This is a genomic window from Desulfosporosinus acidiphilus SJ4 (genome assembly GCF_000255115.2).
Taxonomy (GTDB): domain Bacteria; phylum Bacillota; class Desulfitobacteriia; order Desulfitobacteriales; family Desulfitobacteriaceae; genus Desulfosporosinus; species Desulfosporosinus acidiphilus.
Genome location: NC_018068.1, coordinates 364,955 through 389,850 on the forward strand (window position 1 = coordinate 364,955; position 24,896 = coordinate 389,850).

General features: G+C 40.7%; 25 protein-coding genes. 18 read left to right on the top strand and 7 right to left on the bottom strand.

The window, feature by feature from the left end:
- Positions 1-91 precede the first annotated feature (91 nt).
- Positions 92-247, bottom strand: a complete 156-nt coding sequence (locus DESACI_RS24950) for a hypothetical protein (RefSeq protein WP_207643922.1) — start codon at positions 245-247, stop codon at positions 92-94.
- A gap of 125 nt (positions 248-372) precedes the next feature.
- Here DESACI_RS24950 and DESACI_RS01780 point away from each other — a divergent pair, with 125 nt between their 5' ends.
- Positions 373-585 (top strand): helix-turn-helix domain-containing protein, encoded by a 213-nt coding sequence (locus DESACI_RS01780; RefSeq protein ID WP_014825445.1) that lies wholly within the window; start codon positions 373-375, stop codon positions 583-585.
- 129 nt (positions 586-714) lie between these two features.
- Here the strand turns inward: DESACI_RS01780 and DESACI_RS01785 are convergent, their stop codons facing one another.
- Complete coding sequence (locus DESACI_RS01785) at positions 715-951, bottom strand: DUF2922 domain-containing protein (protein ID WP_014825446.1); 237 nt, start codon at positions 949-951, stop codon at positions 715-717.
- A 152-nt stretch (positions 952-1,103) separates the two neighbouring features.
- Between DESACI_RS01785 and DESACI_RS01790 the strand changes: the two genes are divergently transcribed.
- Both DESACI_RS01790 and DESACI_RS01795 read left to right on the top strand, forming a co-directional pair.
- A complete protein-coding gene (locus tag DESACI_RS01790) occupies positions 1,104-1,715 on the top strand; it encodes a 3'-5' exonuclease (protein ID WP_014825447.1) in 612 nt (203 codons plus the stop codon).
- A gap of 48 nt (positions 1,716-1,763) precedes the next feature.
- A complete protein-coding gene (locus DESACI_RS01795; protein WP_014825448.1) occupies positions 1,764-2,858 on the top strand; it encodes a plasmid pRiA4b ORF-3 family protein in 1,095 nt (364 codons plus the stop codon).
- A gap of 179 nt (positions 2,859-3,037) precedes the next feature.
- On the opposite strand, the gene DESACI_RS01800 is transcribed toward DESACI_RS01795, so the two are convergent.
- On the bottom strand, positions 3,038-4,549 hold the full coding sequence (locus DESACI_RS01800; RefSeq protein ID WP_049804021.1) for an IS5 family transposase: 1,512 nt from the start codon (positions 4,547-4,549) through the stop codon (positions 3,038-3,040).
- Between the two features lie 864 nt (positions 4,550-5,413).
- Between DESACI_RS01800 and DESACI_RS01805 the strand changes: the two genes are divergently transcribed.
- Positions 5,414-6,019, top strand: a complete 606-nt coding sequence (locus DESACI_RS01805; RefSeq protein WP_041275935.1) for a TetR/AcrR family transcriptional regulator — start codon at positions 5,414-5,416, stop codon at positions 6,017-6,019.
- Positions 6,020-6,168: 149 nt separating this feature from the next.
- Entirely contained in the window at positions 6,169-6,984 is an 816-nt protein-coding gene (locus DESACI_RS01810) for a nitroreductase family protein (protein ID WP_014825451.1), read from the top strand.
- Positions 6,985-7,120: 136 nt separating this feature from the next.
- Here DESACI_RS01810 and DESACI_RS01815 read toward each other — a convergent pair whose 3' ends face one another.
- Positions 7,121-7,840, bottom strand: coding sequence for a DUF169 domain-containing protein (locus DESACI_RS01815; RefSeq protein WP_014825452.1), 720 nt, complete (start codon positions 7,838-7,840; stop codon positions 7,121-7,123).
- A 216-nt stretch (positions 7,841-8,056) separates the two neighbouring features.
- Positions 8,057-8,482, bottom strand: a complete 426-nt coding sequence (locus DESACI_RS01820) for a MarR family winged helix-turn-helix transcriptional regulator (protein ID WP_014825453.1) — start codon at positions 8,480-8,482, stop codon at positions 8,057-8,059.
- A 483-nt stretch (positions 8,483-8,965) separates the two neighbouring features.
- On the opposite strand from DESACI_RS01820, the gene DESACI_RS01825 reads away from it, so the two are divergent.
- Complete coding sequence (locus DESACI_RS01825; protein ID WP_014825454.1) at positions 8,966-11,419, top strand: CoA-disulfide reductase; 2,454 nt, start codon at positions 8,966-8,968, stop codon at positions 11,417-11,419.
- Between the two features lie 79 nt (positions 11,420-11,498).
- Here DESACI_RS01825 and DESACI_RS24720 read toward each other — a convergent pair whose 3' ends face one another.
- Positions 11,499-11,636 carry a hypothetical protein gene (locus DESACI_RS24720; protein WP_014825455.1) on the bottom strand — a complete coding sequence of 46 codons (138 nt, stop codon included), beginning with the start codon at positions 11,634-11,636 and terminating at the stop codon, positions 11,499-11,501.
- 96 nt (positions 11,637-11,732) lie between these two features.
- On the bottom strand, positions 11,733-12,323 hold the full coding sequence (locus DESACI_RS01830) for an RNA polymerase sigma factor (RefSeq protein ID WP_014825456.1): 591 nt from the start codon (positions 12,321-12,323) through the stop codon (positions 11,733-11,735).
- Between the two features lie 267 nt (positions 12,324-12,590).
- On the opposite strand from DESACI_RS01830, the gene DESACI_RS01835 reads away from it, so the two are divergent.
- The 12 genes from DESACI_RS01835 to DESACI_RS01890 all read left to right on the top strand — a co-directional run bounded on the left by DESACI_RS01835 (position 12,591) and on the right by DESACI_RS01890 (position 24,862).
- A complete protein-coding gene (locus DESACI_RS01835; RefSeq protein WP_014825457.1) occupies positions 12,591-12,830 on the top strand; it encodes a CDGSH iron-sulfur domain-containing protein in 240 nt (79 codons plus the stop codon).
- A gap of 184 nt (positions 12,831-13,014) precedes the next feature.
- Positions 13,015-13,338 (top strand): thioredoxin family protein, encoded by a 324-nt coding sequence (locus DESACI_RS01840; protein WP_014825458.1) that lies wholly within the window; start codon positions 13,015-13,017, stop codon positions 13,336-13,338.
- A 260-nt stretch (positions 13,339-13,598) separates the two neighbouring features.
- Positions 13,599-14,102, top strand: coding sequence for a PaaI family thioesterase (locus DESACI_RS01845; protein ID WP_014825459.1), 504 nt, complete (start codon positions 13,599-13,601; stop codon positions 14,100-14,102).
- A 47-nt stretch (positions 14,103-14,149) separates the two neighbouring features.
- A complete protein-coding gene (locus DESACI_RS01850) occupies positions 14,150-14,899 on the top strand; it encodes an AAA family ATPase (protein ID WP_014825460.1) in 750 nt (249 codons plus the stop codon).
- Positions 14,900-15,456: 557 nt separating this feature from the next.
- The gene (locus DESACI_RS01855; RefSeq protein WP_014825461.1) at positions 15,457-17,397 is read left to right on the top strand and encodes an endonuclease MutS2; all 1,941 of its coding nucleotides are present in this window, start codon (positions 15,457-15,459) and stop codon (positions 17,395-17,397) included.
- 179 nt (positions 17,398-17,576) lie between these two features.
- The gene (locus tag DESACI_RS01860; protein ID WP_041275936.1) at positions 17,577-18,125 is read left to right on the top strand and encodes a DUF4153 domain-containing protein; all 549 of its coding nucleotides are present in this window, start codon (positions 17,577-17,579) and stop codon (positions 18,123-18,125) included.
- A gap of 332 nt (positions 18,126-18,457) precedes the next feature.
- Entirely contained in the window at positions 18,458-19,315 is an 858-nt protein-coding gene (locus DESACI_RS01865; RefSeq protein ID WP_014825462.1) for a damage-control phosphatase ARMT1 family protein, read from the top strand.
- A 79-nt stretch (positions 19,316-19,394) separates the two neighbouring features.
- Complete coding sequence (locus tag DESACI_RS01870; protein ID WP_014825463.1) at positions 19,395-20,183, top strand: ABC transporter permease; 789 nt, start codon at positions 19,395-19,397, stop codon at positions 20,181-20,183.
- Between the two features lie 2 nt (positions 20,184-20,185).
- Positions 20,186-20,998, top strand: a complete 813-nt coding sequence (locus DESACI_RS01875) for an ABC transporter permease (protein WP_014825464.1) — start codon at positions 20,186-20,188, stop codon at positions 20,996-20,998.
- Positions 20,999-21,031: 33 nt separating this feature from the next.
- A complete protein-coding gene (locus DESACI_RS01880) occupies positions 21,032-22,024 on the top strand; it encodes an ABC transporter ATP-binding protein (RefSeq protein ID WP_014825465.1) in 993 nt (330 codons plus the stop codon).
- A gap of 271 nt (positions 22,025-22,295) precedes the next feature.
- On the top strand, positions 22,296-22,934 hold the full coding sequence (gene trmB / locus DESACI_RS01885) for a tRNA (guanosine(46)-N7)-methyltransferase TrmB (protein WP_014825466.1): 639 nt from the start codon (positions 22,296-22,298) through the stop codon (positions 22,932-22,934).
- 260 nt (positions 22,935-23,194) lie between these two features.
- Positions 23,195-24,862 carry a tetratricopeptide repeat-containing diguanylate cyclase gene (locus DESACI_RS01890; RefSeq protein ID WP_014825467.1) on the top strand — a complete coding sequence of 556 codons (1,668 nt, stop codon included), beginning with the start codon at positions 23,195-23,197 and terminating at the stop codon, positions 24,860-24,862.
- Positions 24,863-24,896: the final 34 nt, after the last annotated feature.

Below are 24,896 nucleotides of genomic sequence, written 5' to 3' on the forward strand. Positions count from 1 at the left end.
AGTTAAGGCGCAAGGATTGCCATTGTAGTGAAGAAGTTAAATAGTTATAGCTCTCATCTAATCCCAGGTGGGGGCTATTTAACACTACCAATTATTCTTGCTTTCCTGGGCGGTCTGAATCCTGGCCTGTCTTCAGAAGAACAAATTCGCTGTCTTTACTATTTAAATACATTTCTTCAGTTTGGCGCTGTGTCTGCTGAATTTCTTCAATGATATCTGTCATTTTGTTGAAGAGTATACTATACATTTCTTTATAATTTACCAATGTTCTTCACCTCAAATAGTGGTTTACACTCACTATTTTATGCGTTTTTCGCATAATAATCAATATGCAATTATCGCATACTATAAAATAGTGTTGGGGTGAGTATCATGTACCAACGATTGCGTGATTTACGAGAGGACAAGGATTTGACTCAGCAAGAGCTTGCGACCTTGCTGAAGGTAAGCCAAACAACCTATTCCAGATATGAAAGCGGTGGCCTGGATATTCCTAGTTCCTCGCTTATTAAACTTGCTGAATTCTATAAAACCAGTATCGACTATCTGGTGGGACTGACTAATAACAAAAAACCCTATCGTTAATGTTCAGAGGATCATAGCTGAAAATTAAAAGTATGATAGGATGCACTGTATATCTCGGCACTTAGTTTGTCTTGCCACAAGTTAAGCGAGAAGTGGCGGCCACGCGGCCGCCTTTCTTATTTGCTTCACCTATGCTTGCGGCGGGTCGTATAAGTCGTTGGTCGTGGTTCCAACAATCTTAATATCCCGCTTTCCAATCAGCTCGCCGCTGGGCGTAAGAAATACATTCTTACGAATGATCGTGTCCATAACGGCTTCGGCCTGTGCCTTATCCACGTCTTCCCTCGGATCGGGGATGGTGATGGCAAACGTTTTGCCGCCGGCAGTTGTAAACGAGTTAAAATCCAGCGGCCCCTCTGATGTTATTTGTTATGCATTTCGTAAGAAATTGCAGTCGTTGCAGGCAGGGTTTAGCAGAAAGAAGCAGAATTATGTATGAGTTACTGAGCTGAAAATCGTAAAAGACAATTTTCTGAATGGCATGCTCAAAGAATGGAAGGATATAGGAGGAAAGTTCAATGAGAGCCGTGTGTATAGACTTTGAAACTGCGAACGAATTTATTGGCAGCGCCTGCTCGGTCGGGATTGCAGTTTTAGAAGAAGGACAGGTCGTTGATACTCACTATTGGCTTATAAAACCACATCGTCGGTATCGTTACTTTGACCCTTTGAATGTCTCAATCCATGGAATTAAAGCGCAAGATGTGAAGGATGCTCCGGAATTCGATCTCATTTATGGGCAGATTAGTCCTCTCTTTGAGAATGCCTATGTTATTGCTCACAACGCTTCCTTTGACATGTCGGTGTTGCGTCATGTTTTGGACTTATACGAAATTCCATATCCTGAAGTAGACTATTTATGTACTTATAAAACGGCACTTAAGACGTGGAGCGGCTTAGATAACTATAGACTTGATACGGTTTGCAAATTTCTTAACCATGATTTTACCCATCATAACGCCTTAGAAGATGCCATTGCCTGCGGCAATGTTCTATTATCAGCCTTATCTGCCAGGGGAGTGACCACCATAAAAGAACTTGCGGCGCTTGTGGGAATGAGGCTTGGTAAATTATATACAGGAGGATATAACCCGTGCAGCATAGCGAAGCGAACATCTAAAAAAGCTTAGAATCTTGTCTGATAGATATAGTAAGTTCTTGAACTTAGGAGGGAAAAAATGCAAATATGCTGTACCAAAAAACTAAATGACGAGATGGGGATAGTGCCTGGGAAAGGAATTGAAGAAAACGATTTATTTTGTTGGAGCGTGCATTTAATCACGGTGAAGCGCAGAAAGACACTTGTCGCAGTCAATGACAGCAATCGCTATGGATTTGTTCTGCATGGTTTGAAAGCTAACGATTTCAAACACATCAATGAGTTACTTATCCAAGGAATTAGAAATTGCTTGAGAGACGAGAAAATAAAGAGCGAAATCATCGAAAGGTATTTGAAAGCAGCCGGAGAGTTAGTTTTTTCTAAGACCAGAGGTGCTAAATATGTTGCTCGCCTCAATAGAGCCTGTGAAAGGGTAAACATATTCGATGATTGCTTAGAAACAAAGGAACTTTATCAGACGAAGGTTGCCAAAAGGATGAATCATGAACTCATCAAAGTCACCCAGGAAGCGGATTATACATACCCGCATGCCCTTTTATACAGAGATTTCAAGCTTTTTGCCGGGGAAGAAATCGTTCAGTGTGAGGCTGTCGATATCATGGTCAAGCTGAATTTAGATCGCCATACAGCCTGGAGACGGTTTATTACTCCTGTAGATATTACGTTCAAACAGCTTCATATGATACTACAAGCAGTATTCGGTTGGAAAAGTTATCATATGTATGATTTTGATATTTTGGACGAGGCAAATAAGTGCATTTTAAAGGTGATAAGTGAATTTGAAGAAGTTTTTGAACCAAGCCCGGACTGCCCAATACGTTTAGATTCAGAGGTTAACTTCTCGGAATATGCCAACCAGCGTTATAAGATAACGTATTGCTATGATTACGGCGATAACTGGGAGCACGAAATCACCATTCGGGGGACAAATGCTGAGTATAATAAAACCTATCCGGTTTGCTTAATGGGGGAAGGGAATGCACCTCCGGAAGATGTGGGGGGCATTCCGGGATACGTGGAATTTTTAAAAATTATGGCAGACCCGAACCATGTTGACTATAGAACGATGCAGAAGTGGGCTCAGAGCCAATGGTATAGAAACTTTGATATGGAATTAATCAATAATAGGTTAGAAACTATCTTGCGTTTATAGTGATATTAATAGCAACTAATATTAAGCATAAAAAATGAAGCAACGCGAGACAACGTTTGTCTCGCGTTAGCCTTTTTGCAGATTTAGCTGGCTTGGGATGAAATCAAGGAATAATGCGGAAAATGTAGAAATGATGATTATTATAAGTTTTTATTTCTAGATATTAGATAAGTTAGGGATTACTGAACAGTCCCCATATTTTTAGTTTCTAGGCAACAAACAAAATCTCCCAACTCGAAAAAAGGCGTTTCCCAAAAAAGGTACAAAAGATCCCGGAGGCGCTTCCCCAGGTTCATGATGATGAACTGTAAGCCAATGACCGTCTCACTCGTTTCTTTGAGACGTACCATTATTCGACCTAGTCCATAACGACGTTTTCCTTCACCGAATTTCGCCTCGACTGCATTTCTTAGGCCTGCCTCTTGTTTCTCTAGCCGCCTTTGTTCTAAATGCTCTTTTTTATCCTTCGAGGGTCGACCTAGTTTGGGCCCGTTAAGCCGAATGCCATGTAACTTGCAGTACTGCAGGTTGTCTCGGTTCCGATATATTTTATCGGCAATCACGGATTCAGGATAGTTTCCATGGCGCTCCTTATAGGTTTCTACCGAATCAATCAGGGTGGTGCCCTCATTAAAGGCTTCCCAACTCAACTTCTCGATCCAAGCAAATCCGTTGACGATACTTATGGCAACTTTCGCTCCAAATTCTGTGGCTGCTGTTTTTTTACCCCTCACAATCGGGCGAACATGCGGTTGGCTAATGCTCACGATACGCTCTTCTATAGTGTGGACTCGTTTGTCATACATGGTTTTTTGCTGTTCAAAGAGTGTTTGTATGGTTTCTAAGTCTTTTTGCTGCCGTTTACTGAGTCCTTCTGGGTACTTGGCTGATAGTTTCAAGACGATCTGAAGGTCTCTTGTAACGAAGCTCAGCTGTTTCCGAATGGCCTTGCGGATTTCACGACTTCTGGGTTTCCGATTCTTTTCTAACTTCAGATAGAGTTTACGTGCCTTTTGTCGATAGGTTCTTGGCTTGAGCTCTTTCCCTATTTGATTCTCATGCAAGGTGTCCACCATGGCCTCTAACTTTTCCCGTGCGTCATTTAGTAGAGAAAAATCCGTGGGATATTTCACATCGGCCGGGGTGCATGTGGCATCCAAAATGAGTTTTCCGTGGTTTTGTTGGGGTGGTTGCTCACTGCTTGCTTGATCTTCACGACGATTGTCGTCTGTACAACCTGAACTTGGTGGGGGAGTGTTTTGATCTTTATGATCTTCAGTTTCCGTCTTTGTTTCTCCCTTACATAAGGCTTCGTTCAGTTCAGCAATTACCTTAGCGTCGAGGCGTTTCCGAAAATGGACCATACTCGATGAATCGAACGGTGGAGTGGTTTGAAATTCCTCCAGCCCGATGAAGTATTGCAAATAGGGGTTTTCCATGATTTGTTGGACGGTTTCTTCGTCGGAAAATCCACACTTTTCTTTGATGATGAGGGCACCCAATGCGACACGAACTGGTTTCGCAACATTTCCAGTATGCTTTGGGAAATGAGAAGCATATCGCTCTTCAACAACGTTCCAGGGAATCAAATCGGCCATCTTGACCCAACGGTTATTCGCATCAAGTTTGCCGCCTGCAAAAAATCTGAAGTCTTCGAGTAAGCTAATTTGACCTGTAGGTTTTCGGTACATTTTCGTCCCCCATCTGCAAGGTTTTTCGACCATATTCATCCTTTATCTTGCTTTATTATACCACGAAAATGGCCTTAGTTCCTACTCCCATGCAGGTTTCGAGGTTATTCAGTAATCCCTAAGTTAATTATGGAAGGACGTATTATGTATCTCAAATGAATTCGAAAATAGAATGTTACTAAAAACCAAGCAAGTTAATAGCAATTTTGCTTTGGTTTTCACCCACAATAATACGTTTTGTGGATTAAAGATGTTTCAAGTTTTAAACGGGAACAGCAACAAACATAAAAAATAACTATTTGACAAATACACAATTTAAATATTACAAAGCTTGAGTATTGTGTTATTCTATACCTAAGAACAAATCAACCAGGATGGATTACGGGGGGATTTCAAATGCTATCAGGAATTTTGGGTATTATTGTAATGATTGCTATTTATGGAGTTGTTTTCATAGATTATAGGCAGCAGCGCGCATTGAAAACTAGAGATGTAAACTATACGTCGTTAAATAGAAACAGAGGATTACATTTAGTAAGCCCACTGCCTAAGAGGTGAGGACTGTGAATTTGGCTAAAATTTTTAGATATACTTAAGCTAATGGTTTGAAAAGACACCATTAGCTTTTTATTTTTTATGCATTTTACTTATGAGGAGCAGATAAGATCAATGGGGTTAGGAAAATTTTTAAGCCGGAATGTTCTTAACGAAACATTCCGGCTTAAAAATAAAACTACTTGTTTAAAAAATCTTTAAACCAAGTATTGATTGAGTGATAGGTTACTGCCTCATAGGATTGGACGAAATACGTTCATTGGCAAAGAACTATTTACAATTAATATGACCGGTTATATAATTAAGAGCATGGCTAGAAAAAAATGTGCAGATTTAGAACAAACGAAAAGAAAGCTATTAGAAACCGGTTTATCTCTTTTGGAGCAAAAAGGCTTTAATGCCACTGGTATTCAAGAAATCGCCACCATTGCAGGTATACCTAAAGGCTCATTCTATAATTATTTTGCCAGCAAGGAAGAGTTCGGCGTAGAAATTATTCGTTTTTATACCGAAACACATATTGAGCAATGGAAAACTTTGTTGGAGGCAGAAGACCATGGCGATGCTTATTTGGCGTTAAGTACAGTTTTTGTACAACTCGCTGCAGCATATGAATCTGCTGATCCCAAGAAGGGGTGTTTGCTAGGTAACTTAGCAGGTGAGATTAGTGAAGCCAGTGAAGAATGTCGCGTGGCGTTAGATATTGCTGTCGGTGAATTCAAAGAGATATTAGCGCAACGTTTACTAAGTGGCCAGAAGAGTGGTAAAGTTAGGATCGATTTGTCGGCAGAATGTTTAGCTGATTTGTTCTGGGATGCTTGGCAAGGCAGTCTGTTACGAATGAAGATCGAAAAATCAACGAAACCAGTGAAAAATACAATTGAGACATTATTTGAAAAGATACTAATACCGTAAACGTCATTTATACTATTAGCAATATATAGCCCTTGCTAAAGTATTTTTTTAAATCATACTTAAACGAATGGTCATTTTAAGTAAAGTATTCACTGGTGTATGAAAAATTTGCAGAAGACTAGAAAAAGTGGAAAGTAGGAGTGATAACTATGGAGCTGATTCAAGTTAACCTAGAGAAATGTATCCATTGTGGACTTTGTGCAGAAGTCTGCCCCTCAGGATGTATCATTATGGAGAATCAAGAACCGCAGGCCACAGAGCGGAATTGTATTGCCTGTGGACACTGTGTGGCTGTCTGTCCTGTGGCGGCAATGGACAATGTGAAGGCGCCGCTTGCCAAACAGTTGCCGCTGGAAAAGGTGCCTGTCCTTGACGCGGACACGGCAGCTCGCTTTCTTCGTTCCCGGCGATCTATTCGTCGCTACAAACAAAATCCTGTAACGCGGGAAAAAATAATGCAGCTCCTTGATATCGCGCGATTGGCTCCAACCGGAGGTAACACTCAAGGTGTTGAGTATCTCGTCATTGATAACCCAGAAACACTCCGCCAAATAACGGCGGCCACAGTTGATTGGATGGAAGAGCAAGTAAATAGTGGTTCTGCCTGGGCACAGTATTATGCTGGAGTCGTGGACACCTATCGCAAAACCGGTCAAGATGTTATTTTACGAAACGCTCCCTGTCTGATCGTGGCCATAACTTCAAAGAACTTTCAACCTCGTGGACGTGATAATACACATTTCTCCCTCGCTTACGCAGAACTCTATGCGCCGGCTATTGAATTGGGAACATGTTGGGCGGGATTCTTTGAAGGGTGCGCCTCTGCCAAGTATAAACCATTATTAGATATTTTGAAGCTGCCGGAAAACAGGGTTGTCACCGGTGGATTGTTAGTAGGGTTCCCAAAGTATACTTATAAACGATTAGTGGACAGAAATCCGTTGCAAGTGTCGTGGCGGGACTAAAGGTGAAGGATTTTCAGACCTATTTTTGAGATATAGCCGAAAGCCCGGGATTGAAAAGGTGGGCTTTCGGCTACTTTTATTTAGGGTTTGGCATATATTTCCTCTAAGTCTTTGGTTGACAAAGGTTCGATCCTATTTATTCAATTCGTGACGCTATGCCGAGCCATGTTTCTTTGGTTAAAAAACTCTCTTCTACTTGCCCTTCTAACTCCAAAAATCGTTTAAAGGGAATACTGAACGAAAGAATATCTTTGTTGATATATTTTCTTGCCGAAGGGTCGGTTAGTCCTATAACACACTTGGGTTCTTTCTCCTCAGCTTGGGCCAGAGGATATAGTACAGATTGATGACAACCGGCACCAAATTCGATTTTAACATTGTCTTGGGTAGGTTTATCGTAATTGGCGAACTGTACCAGAGCGGAAAGCTGGTCGGCATTTACCAGGAAGATAATGACTTCCGGCGTTTCGTCCTGAGCTAATTCAGCCAAAGGCTTAAAAATAAGATAAGGTTTTGCCTCAACGTCCGGCAATCCGGTGGCAAATTTTGCGGCCAGTTCAGGATTTTTCTTATAGAATTCTCCTTCTTTGCCTCCTACGCCGCCCGTTGAGAGGAAATATTCAATAAAACCTAATTGAAACCGTTGAAAACCTAAGCCGACTTTCCCGCCACTACATGTTGTGGTTTTGTTATCAAATGCGGCAACACGACCTTTGGCTGCGGCATTTAACATAGAGATTGTGCAGCCCCATTTCCCTTCCTTAAACTGCAAGGCTCCCTCAGGTTTAGAGTCTGAACGAAATACGGCAACAGGTTGATACTTAAGTTTAATAGCATCGGCGATCTTACTTTTCATACTAACTCCTCCTTATTCATATTTCAGTTATTAATCCAGCAGGTCATAGAAATCAGGTTATTCCTTGCAAAGCTAAAACAACTACCGATTGTCATGCAACCATTATTTAACTGAACCGGCTTCGTTATTAGTTCCTCCTTTCCTATTTCCCTTAAAACTATTACCAAAGCCAATTATCATTATGGTTGTCACAACAACTATAATGATAAATAATAACTAATCGAGATTATCATAGATTTGATTTAATAGTCTTATCAATTCTGCAGCTTTTTGTTTTTCTATTCCCATGGTAGCTTCCTCCAGTAATTGCATAGCTTTAGGAATTAATTCCTCTCTTAATGCCCATCCGTTATTTGTCAAGAAGACCTGATAAGCTCTTTTATCAACAGGATGAGGCTTACGGACAATTAAATCTTTCATTTGTAACTTTTCAAGAATGCGATTAGTATTTGGTTTATCTTTAAAGATGATATCTGCCAACTCTTTAGGGGTAAGACCTTCTTGTGCCCATAAACAGTTAAGGACAGACCATTGTTCCGGCGTAACATTATAGTCATTAAATCGTTGAAATAACTTATTTTTAAGTTTTGTATTTGTCTTATTTAGGATAAACCCCAATGAATCCTCTAATTTAAATTCCATCTGCTATCACCTCAGTTGTTATGACAACTATATTATATACGCGTCGCAATTTTCAGTCAATACATAAGTCAGTCTCTCCATTTATTCTCTAGTCGAGGGACTCCTACTTCTATCAGTGGGAGTGGTCCGCGTTTACTGCTTCGGTGGGAGTACTTCAGTGTGATAGCATTTGTTATTGGCTAGGCGCTTTCGGTGAAACTGTCCACGGGACACTTACGTCACCAAAGCTCTGATGTTCAGCTTTAGCTAAACGAGTTCACAGGAAATTGGTGACGAATCAGGCAATGCTGTCTCTGTTAATAAGGTAAGTTTTGCCGGCGATTACTTTGTTATTTATTTCCCATTGACCCCATTACCCTGGCGGGGTATAATATAACTGTTTCAAGTTCTTATTATCACAAGTACATCCACAAAAATTGCAAACGGCTAAAAGTTTGCTTTTAAAAGTTCAAACTAAAAATTAGTATGATTTGGGAGGAATTCATGATGAAAAAGGTCCTGATCGTTGGTGGAGTAGCTGGGGGAGCCTCTGCTGCTGCACGTTTAAGAAGACTTGATGAAAAAGCTCAGATTATCCTGTTTGAAAGAGATGACTATATTTCTTTCGCCAATTGCGGTCTTCCCTATTATATCGGCGAAACGATCAAAGAAAGAGAGAAGCTTCTCGTTCAAACTCCTGAAGCTATGAAAGCAAGGTTTAACATTGATGTAAGAATCAATAGTGAAGTTATAGGTATTGATACGGAAAAGAAACTGGTTACCGTCAGAAGCAAGGAGCAAGGGATCTATGAAGAATCTTATGATGACCTTGTTCTTTCACCCGGAGCCAAAGCTCTCCGGCCGAATATTCCAGGGATAGACAGTTCGAAAATATTCACCTTAAGAAACATTCCGGATACAGACAGGATTAAGGCCTATGTTGATCACAAGGGTATAAATAGTGCCATAGTTATCGGCGGAGGTTTCGTCGGGGTCGAAATGGCCGAGAACCTGATCGAGAGAGGCTTGAAGGTTACCTTAGTTGAAGCCGCTCCCCACATTTTAGCACCTTTTGATTCAGACATGGTGGTCATGGCTGAAAAGGAATTAGTCGAAAATGGCGTGGATCTTATCTTGGCTGACGGTGTCAAAGCCTTTAAAGAAATTGGAAGCCAAATCGAGGTGACCTTGAGCAGCTCAAAAGTGGTTTCTGCTGATCTGGTCATTCTAGCCATCGGGGTGGCTCCTGATACTGCCTTTCTAAAAAATTCAGGTATAGAGTTAGGGCCGAAAGGTCATATCGTCGTTGATGAAAGAATGGAAACCAATGTCAAGGGAGTTTACGCAGTCGGGGATGCTATAGAGGTTATTGACTTTATTACGGGAGCAAAGACGGCTGTCCCCTTGGCTGGGCCGGCAAATAAGCAAGGAAGAATTGCTGCCGATAATATTGCGGGTTTGAATTCGATTTACAAAGGCACTCAGGGAACATCGATTCTCAAAGTTTTCAGTTTAACGGCGGCCAGCACAGGAGCCAATGAGCGCACTCTGCAAAAAGCAAATCTGCCTTACCGGGTTGTCTATGTTCATCCTGTGGCTCACGCCTCTTATTACCCGGCTGCTTTACAGCTGACTTTGAAACTGATTTTTAATGATCAGGGACAAATATTGGGAGCCCAGGGAATCGGTTACGATGGCGTTGATAAACGAATCGATGTTATTGCAGCTGCTATTCGCTTAAAAGGCACGGTCGACGATTTAGCGGAATTGGAATTAGCCTATGCTCCGCCCTTCTCATCGGCCAAAGACCCTGTCAATATGGCTGGATTTCTGGCTCAAAACGTTCTGGCGGGAAGAACTCATGTGGCGGCCTGGAAGGATATTGAGTTGTCTCAACTTAACGATTCAATCCTTCTCGATGTGCGAACGGAAGAGGAATTCAGCAATGGACACATACCCGGTTCTCTCAACATTCCCCTGGATAGCTTAAGAGATAGAATGGGTGAGCTCGATAAGAACAAACAGATCATTGGCTACTGTCAGGTAGGTTTAAGGGGTTACGTTGCCGACAGGATTTTGAGCCAAAATGGCTATAAGGTATTAAATATTACCGGCGGCTATAAAACTGTCTCTCTGCAAGAATTCCAGCCTCAAAACTCAGACTCCGAGAGTCGGCAGTCCGCTCCGGGAGGCGGAGAGGCAAAGAATACACCTCAGGGGTATTTTGATAAAAGTATTGATGCCTGCGGGTTGTGCTGTCCCGGACCATTAATGCAGGTGAAAGCGGCTATGGACACTTTACAACAAGGCCAAGTACTCAAGATTTTGGCATCTGATCCTGGTTTTTATGAGGATATTAAAGCCTGGGCGAAAAGAACCAACAATCAATTGATCGATGTGGCCAAGGCCGGGGGTGTCATTTCAGCCTTCATCAAAAAGGGCGCCCAAAGGGACCCGCTTAAGCAAGAGTCGGCAGCGGCAAACTTAAAGGATAATAAGAGCATACTTGTTTTTAGCGGAGATTTAGATAAGGCCATAGCATCCTTTATTATTGCCAATGGAGCTGCAGCCATGGGGAAAAAAGTAACGATGTTTTTCACCTTCTGGGGTCTGAATATCCTGCGAAAACATGAAAAAGTCAACACTCAGAAGGGTTTCATGGATAAGATGTTTAGCATGATGATGCCGAGAGGAAGCAAACGCCTTAAGTTATCTAAGATGAATATGCTGGGTATGGGTGGAAAAATGATCAGAAAGGTTATGAAGGATAAAAACGTTTCTTCCCTTGAAGACCTCATCAAGGCCGCAATGTGCAATGGAGTAGAGATAGTAGCCTGCCAAATGTCAATGGATGTCATGGGGATCAAACAAGAGGAATTACTCGACGGCATTAAAGTTGGCGGAGTCGGTTATTATTTAGGGGAAGCAGAGGATTCCAACGTAAATTTGTTTATCTAAGCATGCAGTTTAAAGTATGTAAGGCCCGACCGTCATTATAGATGACAGTTGGGCCTTTTGCGTTCATTGTAAATGAATTTTATTCCTGGGTCGGAATTAGCTTTGCCGCAGCAATTGCTTTGGCCAATGGACATTCATCCGTGTGTTTATCTCCACAGTGGTGGCACAATGCGGCAAGTGCTTCGATGGCAGTTTGTTTTTTCGCTGCATCAAACATTAAAACCCCCCCCTTCGTATTATCTTAGTTACATAATTAAGACGAACAAAGGGAGGATTGGATAGCATACCGATAGATTTATTTAAAATTATTTTTTCATTCTATACCAGCAGGTCCTAATTTAAACGAACCTATATTTTTATACATATTACCATTGGACAAAGATTTCCGAAGCATCGTACGAGCTTTGTGCAAGCGCCATTTCACAAGTTCGTTCGATATAGATAGGATTTCGGCAACTTCTTTAGTAGAGCAGCCGTTAATTTCTCTGAGAGTAAAGATTTCCCGCTGCTGATCGGGGAGCTGAGAGATAGCTTTAAAGAGAATTTCCTTCATTGCAGTTTTTTGACATTTATTATCAGGGTCTGGCTCTGTGGTATTATTTATATTCTCTATTTCTTCAGAGGAGTTCTCCTTCCGTACACAGCTTTTACGTTTGTAGTCAATAGTTGTATTAACCGCGATACGATATAACCATGTTGAGAATTTAGCTTGGCCATTAAATGATTGCTTGGATAGAAAGGCTTTTAAGAATGATTCTTGAGTTAAATCTTGAGCCAGATGATAATCTCCAGTCATACCGTAAATGAGATTCAATATTTTATCTTCATTCTTACTAATTAGTTCTTCAAAACTATCTTGATTTTCCGCACTATCCGGTCCATAAATGTTACGCTTGATTTGCATATTGAACCTCCAGAATGATTATTATTTAGTTAGGTCATATAATTTAGACGAACTAATTCAACTATGGATAGTATAAGTGTAAGGGATTTTTTTATTATATGGTAGACAAACTATCCTAAAGTCGAATTCTTGAAGAAAACTTTAGAATCGAAGCCTCTGAAAAGTCCCGCTTTATAATTATTGAAGTGTGTAAGGAGTAAGTAGAATAAATAATGAGACTTTGTAAAGGATAAACAACATATAAACTTGTATAGGAGTGATATTTTAATGGAGCAACCTGTTATCGCCCAAAAGTCCCCCATCCCTGTGGACCTTAAAAAAGGTGAAACATATTATTACTGCACCTGTGGAAAAAGTGCTAAGCAACCATTTTGCAATGGAGCACACGAAGGGACCTCTTTTACACCAACCGCATTTACAGCACAAAAAGATGAAACAGCGTACCTGTGTGCATGTAAACACACCAAGAATCCACCTTACTGCGATGGAACGCATAATAATCTATAAGGTTTAATAATTGATATAATAGGAAAATCGCGCTCTTAGTTTAGAGTGCGATTTTCTTTAATCAGATATAATGTCCTTTAGAGAATAAACGCTTTTTACTAAGCCCAATAAACCGGGTTAGCTCAAAGCCTGAGCAGGTTCGTATAGGATGGCCCGGTGACCGTAAAGGGGGAGAGTTATTCGTATGAGTATTGAATCTGCGATTCAAATTCAAACAGAAGCGCAGCTTGAGAAGTTAAAGTCTGAGGTGGAATTGATGATTCTCTATTTTTCCTCGAAGACTTGTAATGTCTGCCGGGCTGTTTTTCCTAAGTTGATGAATCTCGTTGAGGGGTATCCGGTTAAGGTCGTCACGATATCTATTGATGAACAGAGGGAAATAGCCGGGCAAGCCTTGGTATTTACAGTGCCGACAGTTTTGATAGTTCATGAAGGCCGAGAAATTCTGCGGGAAAGCAGATTTATTGATTTCCGGAATATAGAAAGAATCTTAAATCACTTTGCCTAATGCAATCTGCACGAGTATAACGGTTTAAAATTCAATCCGACGTTCTCATCTGTTTATACAATGTGGGTTCTTCGGGACCCACTTTGTTAGTTTTGAGCCGAAAAAAGGGCCTATTTCCCAGAGGTTTCCGTAGATAGATTAGTCCATTGGATGAATGTCGTCTATTTTATCCGGAAAATGACAGAATCCCCGAAAGTGGTTTCGGAAGAGCAGCAAAACGAGGTATAATTGAGGAAATGGTAAACCATGGAGGGAGAACGATGAAACAGAAAGTCCTAAAGAAACAGCAAAATAGTAAGAAATGCTTAGTCTGCGGCTTAAAGAATGACCTCGGATTAAAAGCGTCTTTTTACGAAACCGACATGAATGAATTGATTGCTATCTTTAACCCCCTTGAGGAACACCAAAGTTATCCGGGAAGACTGCACGGCGGAATTGCTGGAGCAATCTTGGATGAAACGATTGGCAGAGCAATCATGATCCAGGATGATACGATTTGGGGAGTTACCGTTGAATTGAATATAAAATATAAAAAGCCTATTCCCCTGGATGAAGAATTACGAGTTGTGGGCAGAATTACTAAAGATTCTAAACGATTGTTTGAAGGGACAGGGGAAATACTCTTGCCTGATGGGGAAATTGCAGCAACAGCTTGGGGCAAGTACATGAAAATGCCCATCGATAAAATAGCAGACTTTAATGAGGACGAACAAGAATGGCGAATTGTATCGTCAAAAAACGAACCCACTGAAATAGAGGTTTAATGTTTTAGTAAGTACTTAGGTACAACAGTTGATGGAGAGATGATGCAATGGACTCAATCAGTGTTAAACAGTACATAAGATATATTGAATTAGATAGGGAAAGAGTCCCATCATTTTCGGAATATCCTTTTAACCTCCCGGCAATCAAGAGTCTGCAGAGGTTATCATTTCATCCGCAAGTCACATTTATTGTGGGAGAAAATGGTTCCGGGAAGTCAACGATCTTAGAATCAATAGCCGTAGCTTATGGGTTTAATGCTGAAGGAGGCACTAAGAATTTCAATTTTACGTCTAAAGCTACTCATTCTGGACTGAATAATTATATTAAAGTTGTCAAAGGCACTCAAAGGCCTCGGGATGGCTTCTTTTTAAGAGCGGAAAGTTTTTATAATTTCGCTTCAAATATCGATGACTTGGATTCAGAATCCGGTGGACCGTCAATCATTAACTCCTATGGCGGCATATCACTGCATGAGCAATCACATGGAGAGTCGTTTTTTGCTTTATTTCAAAATAGATTCGGCGGTAAAGGCATTTACATTCTGGATGAACCTGAGGCAGCTTTATCACCAACGCGGCAAATGTCTATGCTTTCCATAATGCATGATTTGGTTGGGGAAGGGTCTCAGTTTATTATTGCAACTCATTCCCCAATCATAATGGCGTATCCCCAGGCATGGATATACGAAATTAAAGAAGGAATTGAAACTGTAAAGTATGAGGATACCGAACATTATCAGGTTACACGTGCTTTTATTAATAACCCTAAGAAGATGCTACGAGTACTTCTGGAATAATGTGAACGAGTCAGTTCGTGGTTAATGGCCCTCCGTGAAATATATCAAGACTAAACATTCTGATATAATTGACATTTGCTACAGAACTATAATAAACTAGGTTATACCTTAAAACGAGAGGATGGTTTTTTTGTTAAATGTGTCTGTAATGGTGATTTTCAACTAAACAGTTGAGAGAGGCTGCCTTGTAAAACGTGGGTGTTAAACCCGCTTTTTAAGTGTGCCTTTCTGAAAGTGCAACGTTTGCGCTTTTGGATAACGCCTTACAGATTACTGCCTACAATAACCATTTGAGTTATAACAGTGTCAACCTTTGACGATAAGGTCAACCAAGCTGGCATTGAAACTATGGCGAAGATTTCGTTATAGTTATGTAGAGTGTAACAGGCATGTCCTGCTGCACTTTATTTATTTTCTCAATATCGTTATGTGATTTTATACGTCAGTTAAAATCATTGCCCACAGGAGTAGTCTGCATATTTTGGAGATCTTAAAGATCTTTAAAATAAGACAGCTTCTCTTGTGGGCAATTTCATTGTTATAAGGAGGATTTATTGATGAATACCGACAATACGCTGGAATTTAATAGTATACTTGAAACTTTGGCGAAATACGCACTTTCTCAAAAGGCACAGGATAAATTGCTCTCTCTAAAGCCATTTTTAAGCGAGCGGGAGTGTAAATCCAAAATGCAGGAAACAACAGAGGCGCGGAAAATGTTAGAGGGTATAGGTACGCCGCCGCTTGCGGCCATGAAAGAGCTTGATAAAATTTTAGATTTAACCGTGAAAGGCTCTATGCTGACTCCTGAACAGTTTACAGGTATCTGTGATTTTATTTCTTCCTGCAAAAGAATGAAGAAATATCTTAAAAAGGCTGAAGCGTTTAATACGGAGATCGCCTTTTATGGTCATTCTTTAAGTTCTCTCGACATGCTCTTAGAGGAGATTGAGCGCTGCATCAGAAATGAAGCGGTGGACGATAACGCTTCTCCCGCTCTTCGGGATATACGCAGAAAAATAGAGAACACAAAATCAGCCGTTAATCTAAAGCTTGACGCTATCCTTCGCAGTAAAAAAGAATGGTTCAGTGATGGATATGTCACCATCCGTAACGGACGGTTTGTCTTGCCGGTTAAAAAAGGCTATAAAAATCAGTTAAGCGGTACAATAGTTGATACTTCGAGTTCAGGCGGCACGTATTTTATTGAGCCTACAGCCGTTAGAAAACTGCAGGAAGAACTGGCCGTTTTAGCAATTGATGAAGAGAATGAGATGAGAAAAATATTATATACCCTTACTGTCCTCGTTGATGAGCATATGAATGAGTTGAGGATCAACAAGGACTGTATGGAAACCTTAGATTTTATATTTGCCAAGGCCAAGCTGTCTATGGATATGAAGGCAATTCCTGTCTTTATTACAACGGAACGAAAAATAGTCATAAAGCAGGGAAGGCATCCCCTATTGAAGCAAGATCAATGCGTCCCTCTTGATTTTGAACTAGGAGGGGATCTTCGCGATGAAGCAATTAACGGTATTGTAATTACCGGGCCAAATACAGGCGGTAAGACCGTGGCCTTAAAGACGATTGGCTTACTGTCCATGATGGCTCAAAGCGGGCTTCATGTTCCTGTGTCCCAGGGCAGCGTCTTTTGTATGCATAATAGTATTTTCTGCGATATTGGTGATGGTCAAAGTATTTCTGAGAATCTATCCACTTTTTCGTCCCATATTAAAAACATCGTTGCCATTCTTAAAGGCGTATCCGGCGAAAGTCTTGTTTTGCTTGATGAGTTAGGTTCCGGTACAGATCCTGCCGAGGGAATGGGACTGGCAGTTGCAATTTTAGCTGAATTAATTCAGAGAGGCTGTCTTTTTGTTGCGACCACCCATTACCCGGAAATAAAGGATTTTGCCAAGAACACTAAAGGACTTATGAATGCACGCATGGAGTTTGATCGAGAAAATCTACAGCCTTTATACAAGCTGCAAATCGGCGAGGCTGGAGAAAGCTGTGCCTTATTTATTGCCCAAAGATTAGGATTCCCGGGGCATATGCTAAAGCGAGCTCAAGTGGAAGCATATCGAGGCAGATCTTCGGGGTCAAGCGACAGAAATACTATTCTGTTTGACGAGGATAAGACTAAGACGGATGCTGATACCGTTCCCTACAGTAAAATTCAAAAAGAAGTTCCGAAGGAAAAATCGCCCTCACGGAGCGAAAGCTTTAATATCGGAGACTGTGTAACGGTTTACCCGCAAAAATTGCTTGGCCTTATTTACAAGAGAGCCAATGAAAAGGGCGAACTGGGAGTACAGATAAAAGATAAGAAGCAGCTTATCAATCACAAGCGGATTAAGCTTTTCATTCCTACAAGCGAACTTTACCCTGAGGATTATGATTTTTCGATTGTTTTTGATACGGTTGAAAACCGAAAGGCCAGACACCAATTAGAAAAAGGGCACGATGTCGTGATCGAATATGAGGAGGATTAAAAGTTTAGTGATTAATCCTTGCATTATATTATACAAACAATAGAGATTCATGAAGAGCAGTGATGGAATCATTGCCGGATGCAGTACCTTCCTAAATGGCCGGATCACAAGGTGATCCGGCTCTTTTGCCCTCATTAGAAAGGAAGTAAATCACGGGTTGATACGCAGGGCGATAGAACATGAATTTTCTGAAATCATCGGGTACTATCCTTGATAAGGTTGTAAAGATCTTAAACACAGCGCTGGTGCTTTTTACCTTCATCATAGTGTTGTCTGCTCATTTCAGAATGTCCTTGTATGAACAGGTATACGGTTTTACTTATCTGAGAGTGCTAACCCATGCTTTAATGGCTTATCTGTTTGTATTGTTAGTTGTTACCTTATGTAAAATATGGCATCAAAGGACGCAATTACTTAAATCTTACCTAATTATATCAGTGGTCTCCTATACACTGATCAATTATGTTAATATAGACAGTATCATTGTTAAAAATAATATTGAACGTTACAACAAGGGAAATCCTATAGACATTACATATTTGACAACTCTATCTTATGATGTTGTTCCCAAGCTCGAAGAACTTGCTGCCGGTACATCGGATCAATTGCTGGCTAATCAGCTGGAGAAAGGGCTTACCAATAAAAAACAAGCATTGGCTAAAGAGAGGCCCTGGCAGTCTTTCAATATCTCCATGTACAGGGCAAGTAAAGTCCTATTACAGCACTAAGCTCAGACTCAGAAATTCTCAGCGTTTATTACACCAGCAATTACTTTTAGAAGGAGCAGCACTATGTTTTCGAATGACATGAATTAATTGATGGCAATTAGGTTGTGTTAACAGTTACCGCTGTTCATTACTATCTTACTGCACTTTCTGTGAGGCTTGGCAGGAGCAGTTAAATAAGATGTTGAATTTTACTACTGAGTGAAAGAACCTGAAATATATTACTTGAAATGGGATAACTTAAATTGAGGATTGCTGTATATTAAATAAAAACAACGAGTTAATTAAGATAAGTAGCTTATTAAATGAAGATAAATAACAAGGAGGCTCCCACATTGAACGTTGTCTTGGATTGTATCCCCTGCTATATCAAACAAACTATCAATACCTTAGCTCAAACCGATATCTCTGAGGACGAAATGAGAGAAATTATTCATCAGACGCTGCCTCTCTTTCCGCAATTAGATCCTCAAGGAACCCCCGCCGAAAATTCGACGATTGTTTTGAGAAAAGTCAACGAGCTCTTAGGAAACAAGGATCCGTTTCATGAGGCCAAGAAGGAGTCTAATGAATTGGCGCTTAAACTTCTCCCCCAGCTAAAGGAGAGAATTAAGCAGAGTTCAGATCCCCTCATGATGTCTTTGAAAATTGCAGTTGCCGGGAATATTATCGATATGGGCATTCTGAAGGACTTCGATGTTGAAGGAAGCATTCGGGAGGCTATGGAGAAAAATTTTGCCCGGGATGATTATTCGTCTTTCCAAACAAAATTAAAAGAAGCCAAGGAAATCTTAATTCTTGGAGATAACAGCGGAGAAATTGCTTTCGATCGGCTTTTGGCTGAACAGCTGTCCGAGCTGGGGATCAGAGTAACATATGCGGTTAAGGATCAACCAATTTTGAATGATGCTACGATGGAGGACGCGGAGCATGTAGGTATGACAGAGCAAGCTCGTGTTATTTCCAATGGCAGCATCTTTTTGGGGACTGTTCTCAAAGATTGCTCCGATGAATTCTTACAAGCCTATAAAATGGCTGATTTAATCGTTTGTAAAGGGCAGGCCAATTATGAATCGCTGGAGGCTCTGGGCAAAGAGGATCAAAGACTTTATTTTCTGCTGCGGGCAAAGTGTGAAATTGTGGCCGAGAATTTAGGGGTTCAACTGGGCGAAATGGTATTTTGTCTTAGCTGAAGTGAATGGATTTATCAAGCTTTTCCTTTTTTGGGAAAATAATAAGTTGGGAAGGCAGACCATGGTTGGAGTTTTGAGAATGTATGGAGTGTTCACTCGCAAGTCCTTCCAAAGGGCGGCGGCGTATCGTTTTGATGCCTGGACGCGAATTCTGGGCAATGTCATCATGCTTTTCCTTTGGGGGTTTATTTGGTATGCCCTTTATAAGGGAAAAGCTTCGGTGGGAAATGTTACCTTTCATTCTATGTTGAGCTATATCTTAATAAGCCAAGCTCTTCAGGGAATTCATAGTGCAGGGACCCCGCTGTGGGAGATTCAGGAACGGGTACGGACCGGAGATATCGCGATGGAGATGCTCAGACCTTATGATTATCCACTGCGTATGCTCTTTACTGATTTGGGGAGTATCCTTTTCTATTTTCTTACGGCTGTACTGCCAATTTATACGGTCATTTTTCTGGTCTTTAAACCCACAATGCCTGTATCCCTTTCCCAAGGCCTTTTGTTTATTGTTTCGGCGGTAATGGGCTATTTTATTCGTTATTGTATCGAGCTGACCTTTGGTTTATTTACCTTTTGGCTCGTTGAAACCGGAGGTGTAGAGGATGTTTTCTATTTCTCAATTTTTTTATTTTCAGGTTCAGCAGTTCCTTTGTGGTTTTTTCCGAAATGGCTTGAACATTTAGCCCTTTACTTACCTTTTCAAGGAATATATTTTGTGCCGAACTCCATTTTTGTCGGACAGCTAAGTGGGCAGCCCCTGCTGATGGCACTTTTTACTCAGGTTGTCTGGTTAGCAGCATGCTTTGCTCTGCTGCGTTTTGTTTGGGCTAAGGCATCCGGGAAAATTGTTATTCAGGGGGGATAGATGTGCTTCGGTTGTTGCTCAGAGGAATAAAAATGTACTTTTATATGATAGGTGTCAGCATTCGAACGCAGATGCAATATCGCTATGCTTTTATTATGAATATTTTGGGTTGGGCTATGACCTATGCCGGAACAGCCATTACCATGTGGGTCTTGCTTTATTCCTTTGGGGCCATCGGGGGCTGGAGTTTTTGGGAACTCCTCTTTCTCTTCGCTCTCTCAGTATTATCCTGGGGTGTATGCGTTGTTTTTTTCTTTCATTTTCGGACCTTAGATCAATTTATTGTCCAAGGAACCTTTGATCGCTTTTTGGTTCGACCAATCCATCCCTTTTTTCACTTCATGTCCATGAAATTTGACGTCGGTGCTTTTGGGCAATTTCTCTTTAGTATTGTTGCAGTAGTACTGGCTTACGGCAAACTTCATCTTCACTGGAATGCCGGGCAGTGGCTTGTTTTTGGGGGTGCCGTCATCGGCGGAACTCTCATTCAAGGAGGACTTTTGATCGCTATCTCGGCTTTAGCGTTTTGGACCACTCGTTCGGAACAAGTTTATTGGGTTGTCATGTGGCCGGCCAAAAGCCTCATGAACTACCCGCTTACAATTTATCCGCGGATTGTTCAGTTAGCGGTGACCTTTATTTTGCCGTTTGCCTTTGTGAATTACCTTCCGTCCCTTATTCTCTTGGGAAAAACAAGCAGTATCTACCCGTCCTGCTGGGGTATGTTCAGTATTTTGGTGGGAGTTGTTTTCTTCTGGCTTTGTTTTCAATTCTGGATGTTGGGCTTAAATCGCTATAAAAGTGCAGGTTCATAAGGTTTATTTCTGGTTGGGGAGGACATTTATTTTATGAGTTTAATAGAAGTAAACCATCTCTCGAAAGAGTTTCAAATAGCCAAACGACAAGAGGGGATCAGGGGAGCGCTGAGGAGTCTCTTTTACAGAGAATACACAACAAAACTGGCAGTGCAGGATATTTCTTTTGCCATTCATCCGGGGGAAATTGTTGGCTATATTGGCCCCAACGGAGCCGGCAAATCCACGACGATCAAGATGCTGACCGGGATTCTCGTGCCGTCTTCCGGCGATATTCGAGTTAATGGTATTGTCCCCTTTAAAGAACGCCAAAAAAATGCGCGGCAAATAGGAGTAGTCTTCGGCCAGAGGACTCAACTTTGGTGGGATTTACCGACCATTGAATCCTTTGAACTCCTGCGGCAGGTATTTCAAATTCCTGATGAGCGGTATCGGCGAAATATGGCCAGATTTACCGAGATTTTAGGCCTTGAAGAATTTTTGCATACCCCTGTTCGGCAATTGTCTTTGGGTCAGCGAATGCGGGCAGACATTGCTGCTTCTTTACTCCATGATCCGGTAATCCTCTTTCTCGATGAACCCACTATTGGTTTAGATGTGGTGGCGAAAGAACGGATGCGAAACTTCATCCGGGAAATAAACCGGGAGAGAGGGGTTACGGTTATCCTTACAACTCATGATATGTCCGATATTGAAAAGCTTTGTCAGAGAATGATTCTAATTGATCATGGTCAAGTAATGTATGACGGAGAAATCGCGAAGATCAAAGAACGGTTTGGGAAAGAGCGGGTCCTGATCATTGATTTAGAAGAGGAAATAGCCAATTTCTCTATTGATGGGGCAAAGGTTATTAAACAGGAGGGGTATCGGAAATGGCTGCAATTCAATCGTGACGTGATGAGCGCCTCCCAGCTCATCAGTCGCATCTCGGAGAACTATGAAATTAAGGATTTATCAATCCAAGATCCCGAAATTGAGGTTATGATTCGCAATATTTATGAAAGCGGACTGGACTGTGAGTTTTAGATTCTAACGTATCATCGTTTCCGGATAGACGATCATCAACAAATTTCTGCCACTCTTGAGCAAAATTATCTAAAATAATATCGGGTCAGTTCGAGAAACGTCTCTGGCGATATCAATAGCTTCGCTGTTGTTCTTATATAAACCCAAAATGCCGGTGATCTCCAGTATTTGCTATAGACTGACTAGCAATATGGGTTGTACGATATTGCTAGGATGCGTTAATCTATGACTGATTGACCATTTGATTGTCATAAATGGAGGAGACAAATAGATGCGGCTGAGAAAAAAGTGGTGGGCAAGGCCCGAATTGGAAAGAGATAATAAGGCGATTTTCAACCCTTCACAGCACAAGGGGAAATGGAAAGAGCTTTTCGGCAATAAAAATCCCATCCATTTAGAATTAGGCTGCGGCCGAGGACGTTTTATCAATGAACTCGCCGGAAGTTGTGACGATACCAACTACCTTGCCATTGATGTTTATGAAGAACTTTTAGTTTATGTTTTAAGAAAGGCTAATGAAGGCCGCTTGAATAACCTAAAGGTTATTCCGATGAATATCGGGAATATCGAAGACATCTTTGCTCCGGATGAAATTGAGAAACTTTACATTAATTTTTGCAATCCTTGGCCTAATAAACGACACCATAAGAGAAGGCTAACCCATCCGAATTTCCTTAGACGTTATCAAACCTTTTTGCTAAAGGGAGGGGAAATTTGGTTTAAGACGGACAGTGAATTACTTTTTGCGGATAGTCTTGAGTATTTTAAAACCGCGGGTTTTAAGGAGCTCTATCGGACTTATGATTTACACCAAAGTGATTTCAACCATAACATTATGACAGAGTATGAAGAGAAGTTTTGTAATCAAGGAATCAAAATCATGTTTGGCAGGTTCATAAATATTAAATAAAGAAGGAAATTTAGTCGGGATATTGACAGATCCCGACATTTTTATTACTCTATATCCTTTTTTAAAGGATATTTCAACATGAAAAAACAATAAATTTAGTAAAATTCAGGAATTTATTATTCTTATCATGGAAGGAAATGGAGGAAGAATGTAGAAGAGGTATTGACTAGGAAGCTTACAGTCAAGGGCTTCCAATTTAGGTTTGATAGCTCGAATGACAAATTTTAAAGATATTAAGCGGGGGATCAAAGCTGTATAAGGTGTTAGAGACCAAAAAGCATAAAAATATCGAGCTCATCAAACGGATTAAGATTTTGAATGCTCGTTCCTATGAAATTGTTTTTCAAGAGCCGCACAAGGCATTAAAGCTCTGCAAGTGCGCCAGTTATTTGGCGCAAAAATATAATTTTCAAGAGGAAAGGGCTATTAGTCTTTTAGTAACCGGCTACGCTAACAGAGGGCTCTCCAATACTTCCAAGTGTGTTAAAGACATGCTGACTGTTGTCCAACTATTTGAAAAGATGGGGCACAATCAAGGGCAAATGAAAGCATTAAACTTATTAGGGATTAACTATTTCTACTTAGGAAATTATGAGTTTGCTCTGGAATATTTCAGAAATTCTTTAGCGATAGCCAACTCCAGTGGTGACGAAGAGTTTACTGCCTTAATTTTTAATAATATAGGTGAAATTCACCGCCAACTGGAGCAATATCAAGAAGCTTTAGCATATTACAAAAAGGCGTTTGCTACAAGTAAACATTTAAATAACTTTACGAATATGGCCGGAATTCTAATAAATATGGGACATGTCTATAGCAGCCTGGATCAAGAGAATGAGAGTTTAAATCTTTGTCGGGAGAGCCTTAACTACAGCAAGAAAATTGGCGATAGGATAAAAATTGGTGAAGCGTTAAGCAGCCTGGGGGAAGTCTACGATAAATTGAAAAAAGAACAGATTGCCTTAAGATATTATCTGAATAGCCTGTGCATTCTTGAGAATTGTGGCAATAAGTATTACAGAGTCAATGTTTTGCTGAGGATTGGTAAGTTGCTCATTAAGCAAAGTCAAGATGAGGGCTTTGCGTATCTTCAAAAGGCGTTGATACTTGCTGAAGAGATCTCTGCTGAGAATGAACTGGCTAAAATCCATTTATCTCTATCTTCTTATTATGAAGGTAAGGGGGATTTTGCAGCGGCTCTGGACCATTATAAAAAGTATAATCATTCAAGAAACAAAGTAAGGAATGAAAAAGTAAAAGAACATTTGAAATTAGCAGCCGCTGAATCTCGCCTTGAACAGGTGAAAAAGGAAGCTGAACTATATAGGCTCAGTAATATTGAATTAAAGAAAGCCAATCAAAAGATGTCAAAGTACCAAGAACAGTTAGAAAAAGATAACCAGAAATTGAAACTTCTTTCAACGTTGGATGAAGTCACTGGAATTCCCAATAGACGCTCCTTTGAGGAGACTCTTAAAAGAGAATGGAATCGTTGCTTGCGTGAAGGGAAGCCCTTATCTTTAATCATTGTGGATATTGATAATTTTAAACGTTACAATGATTCTTACGGACACTTGCAGGGCGATAAGTGTTTAAGAAACGTTGCCAAGTTCTTAGCCGGCATTTTGAAACGGTCTTCCGATTTTATCGGGAGATTTGGAGGAGAAGAATTTGCTGCCATTTTATCCAATACTAGTTATGAGGACGCTCTAAATATTGCCAACCAGATGAAGAAAGGAATAGAACGGCAGAAAATAGCTCATGATCAGTCTTCAACAATTCCCTATATTACGGTCAGCCTTGGTCTGGCTACTACTGTCCCAACCTTTGAATCAACCATCGTAGAATTAGTGAGTGTTGCGGATAAATTGTTGTATCAGGCCAAAAGGCAGGGACGTAATCAGGTATGTGCAGTACGTTTACTATAAATCTCTAGTTATTCAAAAGAGTTCAGCGGTTATT

Coding starts and splice junctions, on each gene's coding strand:
- DESACI_RS24950 (WP_207643922.1), bottom strand. CDS start 247: ATGTATAGTATACTCTTCAACAAAATGACAGATATCATTGAAGAAATT.
- DESACI_RS01780 (WP_014825445.1), top strand. CDS start 373: ATGTACCAACGATTGCGTGATTTACGAGAGGACAAGGATTTGACTCAG.
- DESACI_RS01790 (WP_014825447.1), top strand. CDS start 1,104: ATGAGAGCCGTGTGTATAGACTTTGAAACTGCGAACGAATTTATTGGC.
- DESACI_RS01795 (WP_014825448.1), top strand. CDS start 1,764: ATGCAAATATGCTGTACCAAAAAACTAAATGACGAGATGGGGATAGTG.
- DESACI_RS01800 (WP_049804021.1), bottom strand. CDS start 4,549: ATGTACCGAAAACCTACAGGTCAAATTAGCTTACTCGAAGACTTCAGA.
- DESACI_RS01805 (WP_041275935.1), top strand. CDS start 5,414: ATGGCTAGAAAAAAATGTGCAGATTTAGAACAAACGAAAAGAAAGCTA.
- DESACI_RS01810 (WP_014825451.1), top strand. CDS start 6,169: ATGGAGCTGATTCAAGTTAACCTAGAGAAATGTATCCATTGTGGACTT.
- DESACI_RS01815 (WP_014825452.1), bottom strand. CDS start 7,840: ATGAAAAGTAAGATCGCCGATGCTATTAAACTTAAGTATCAACCTGTT.
- DESACI_RS01820 (WP_014825453.1), bottom strand. CDS start 8,482: ATGGAATTTAAATTAGAGGATTCATTGGGGTTTATCCTAAATAAGACA.
- DESACI_RS01825 (WP_014825454.1), top strand. CDS start 8,966: ATGATGAAAAAGGTCCTGATCGTTGGTGGAGTAGCTGGGGGAGCCTCT.
- DESACI_RS24720 (WP_014825455.1), bottom strand. CDS start 11,636: ATGTTTGATGCAGCGAAAAAACAAACTGCCATCGAAGCACTTGCCGCA.
- DESACI_RS01830 (WP_014825456.1), bottom strand. CDS start 12,323: ATGCAAATCAAGCGTAACATTTATGGACCGGATAGTGCGGAAAATCAA.
- DESACI_RS01835 (WP_014825457.1), top strand. CDS start 12,591: ATGGAGCAACCTGTTATCGCCCAAAAGTCCCCCATCCCTGTGGACCTT.
- DESACI_RS01840 (WP_014825458.1), top strand. CDS start 13,015: ATGAGTATTGAATCTGCGATTCAAATTCAAACAGAAGCGCAGCTTGAG.
- DESACI_RS01845 (WP_014825459.1), top strand. CDS start 13,599: ATGAAACAGAAAGTCCTAAAGAAACAGCAAAATAGTAAGAAATGCTTA.
- DESACI_RS01850 (WP_014825460.1), top strand. CDS start 14,150: ATGGACTCAATCAGTGTTAAACAGTACATAAGATATATTGAATTAGAT.
- DESACI_RS01855 (WP_014825461.1), top strand. CDS start 15,457: ATGAATACCGACAATACGCTGGAATTTAATAGTATACTTGAAACTTTG.
- DESACI_RS01860 (WP_041275936.1), top strand. CDS start 17,577: ATGAATTTTCTGAAATCATCGGGTACTATCCTTGATAAGGTTGTAAAG.
- DESACI_RS01870 (WP_014825463.1), top strand. CDS start 19,395: ATGTATGGAGTGTTCACTCGCAAGTCCTTCCAAAGGGCGGCGGCGTAT.
- DESACI_RS01880 (WP_014825465.1), top strand. CDS start 21,032: ATGAGTTTAATAGAAGTAAACCATCTCTCGAAAGAGTTTCAAATAGCC.
- trmB (WP_014825466.1), top strand. CDS start 22,296: ATGCGGCTGAGAAAAAAGTGGTGGGCAAGGCCCGAATTGGAAAGAGAT.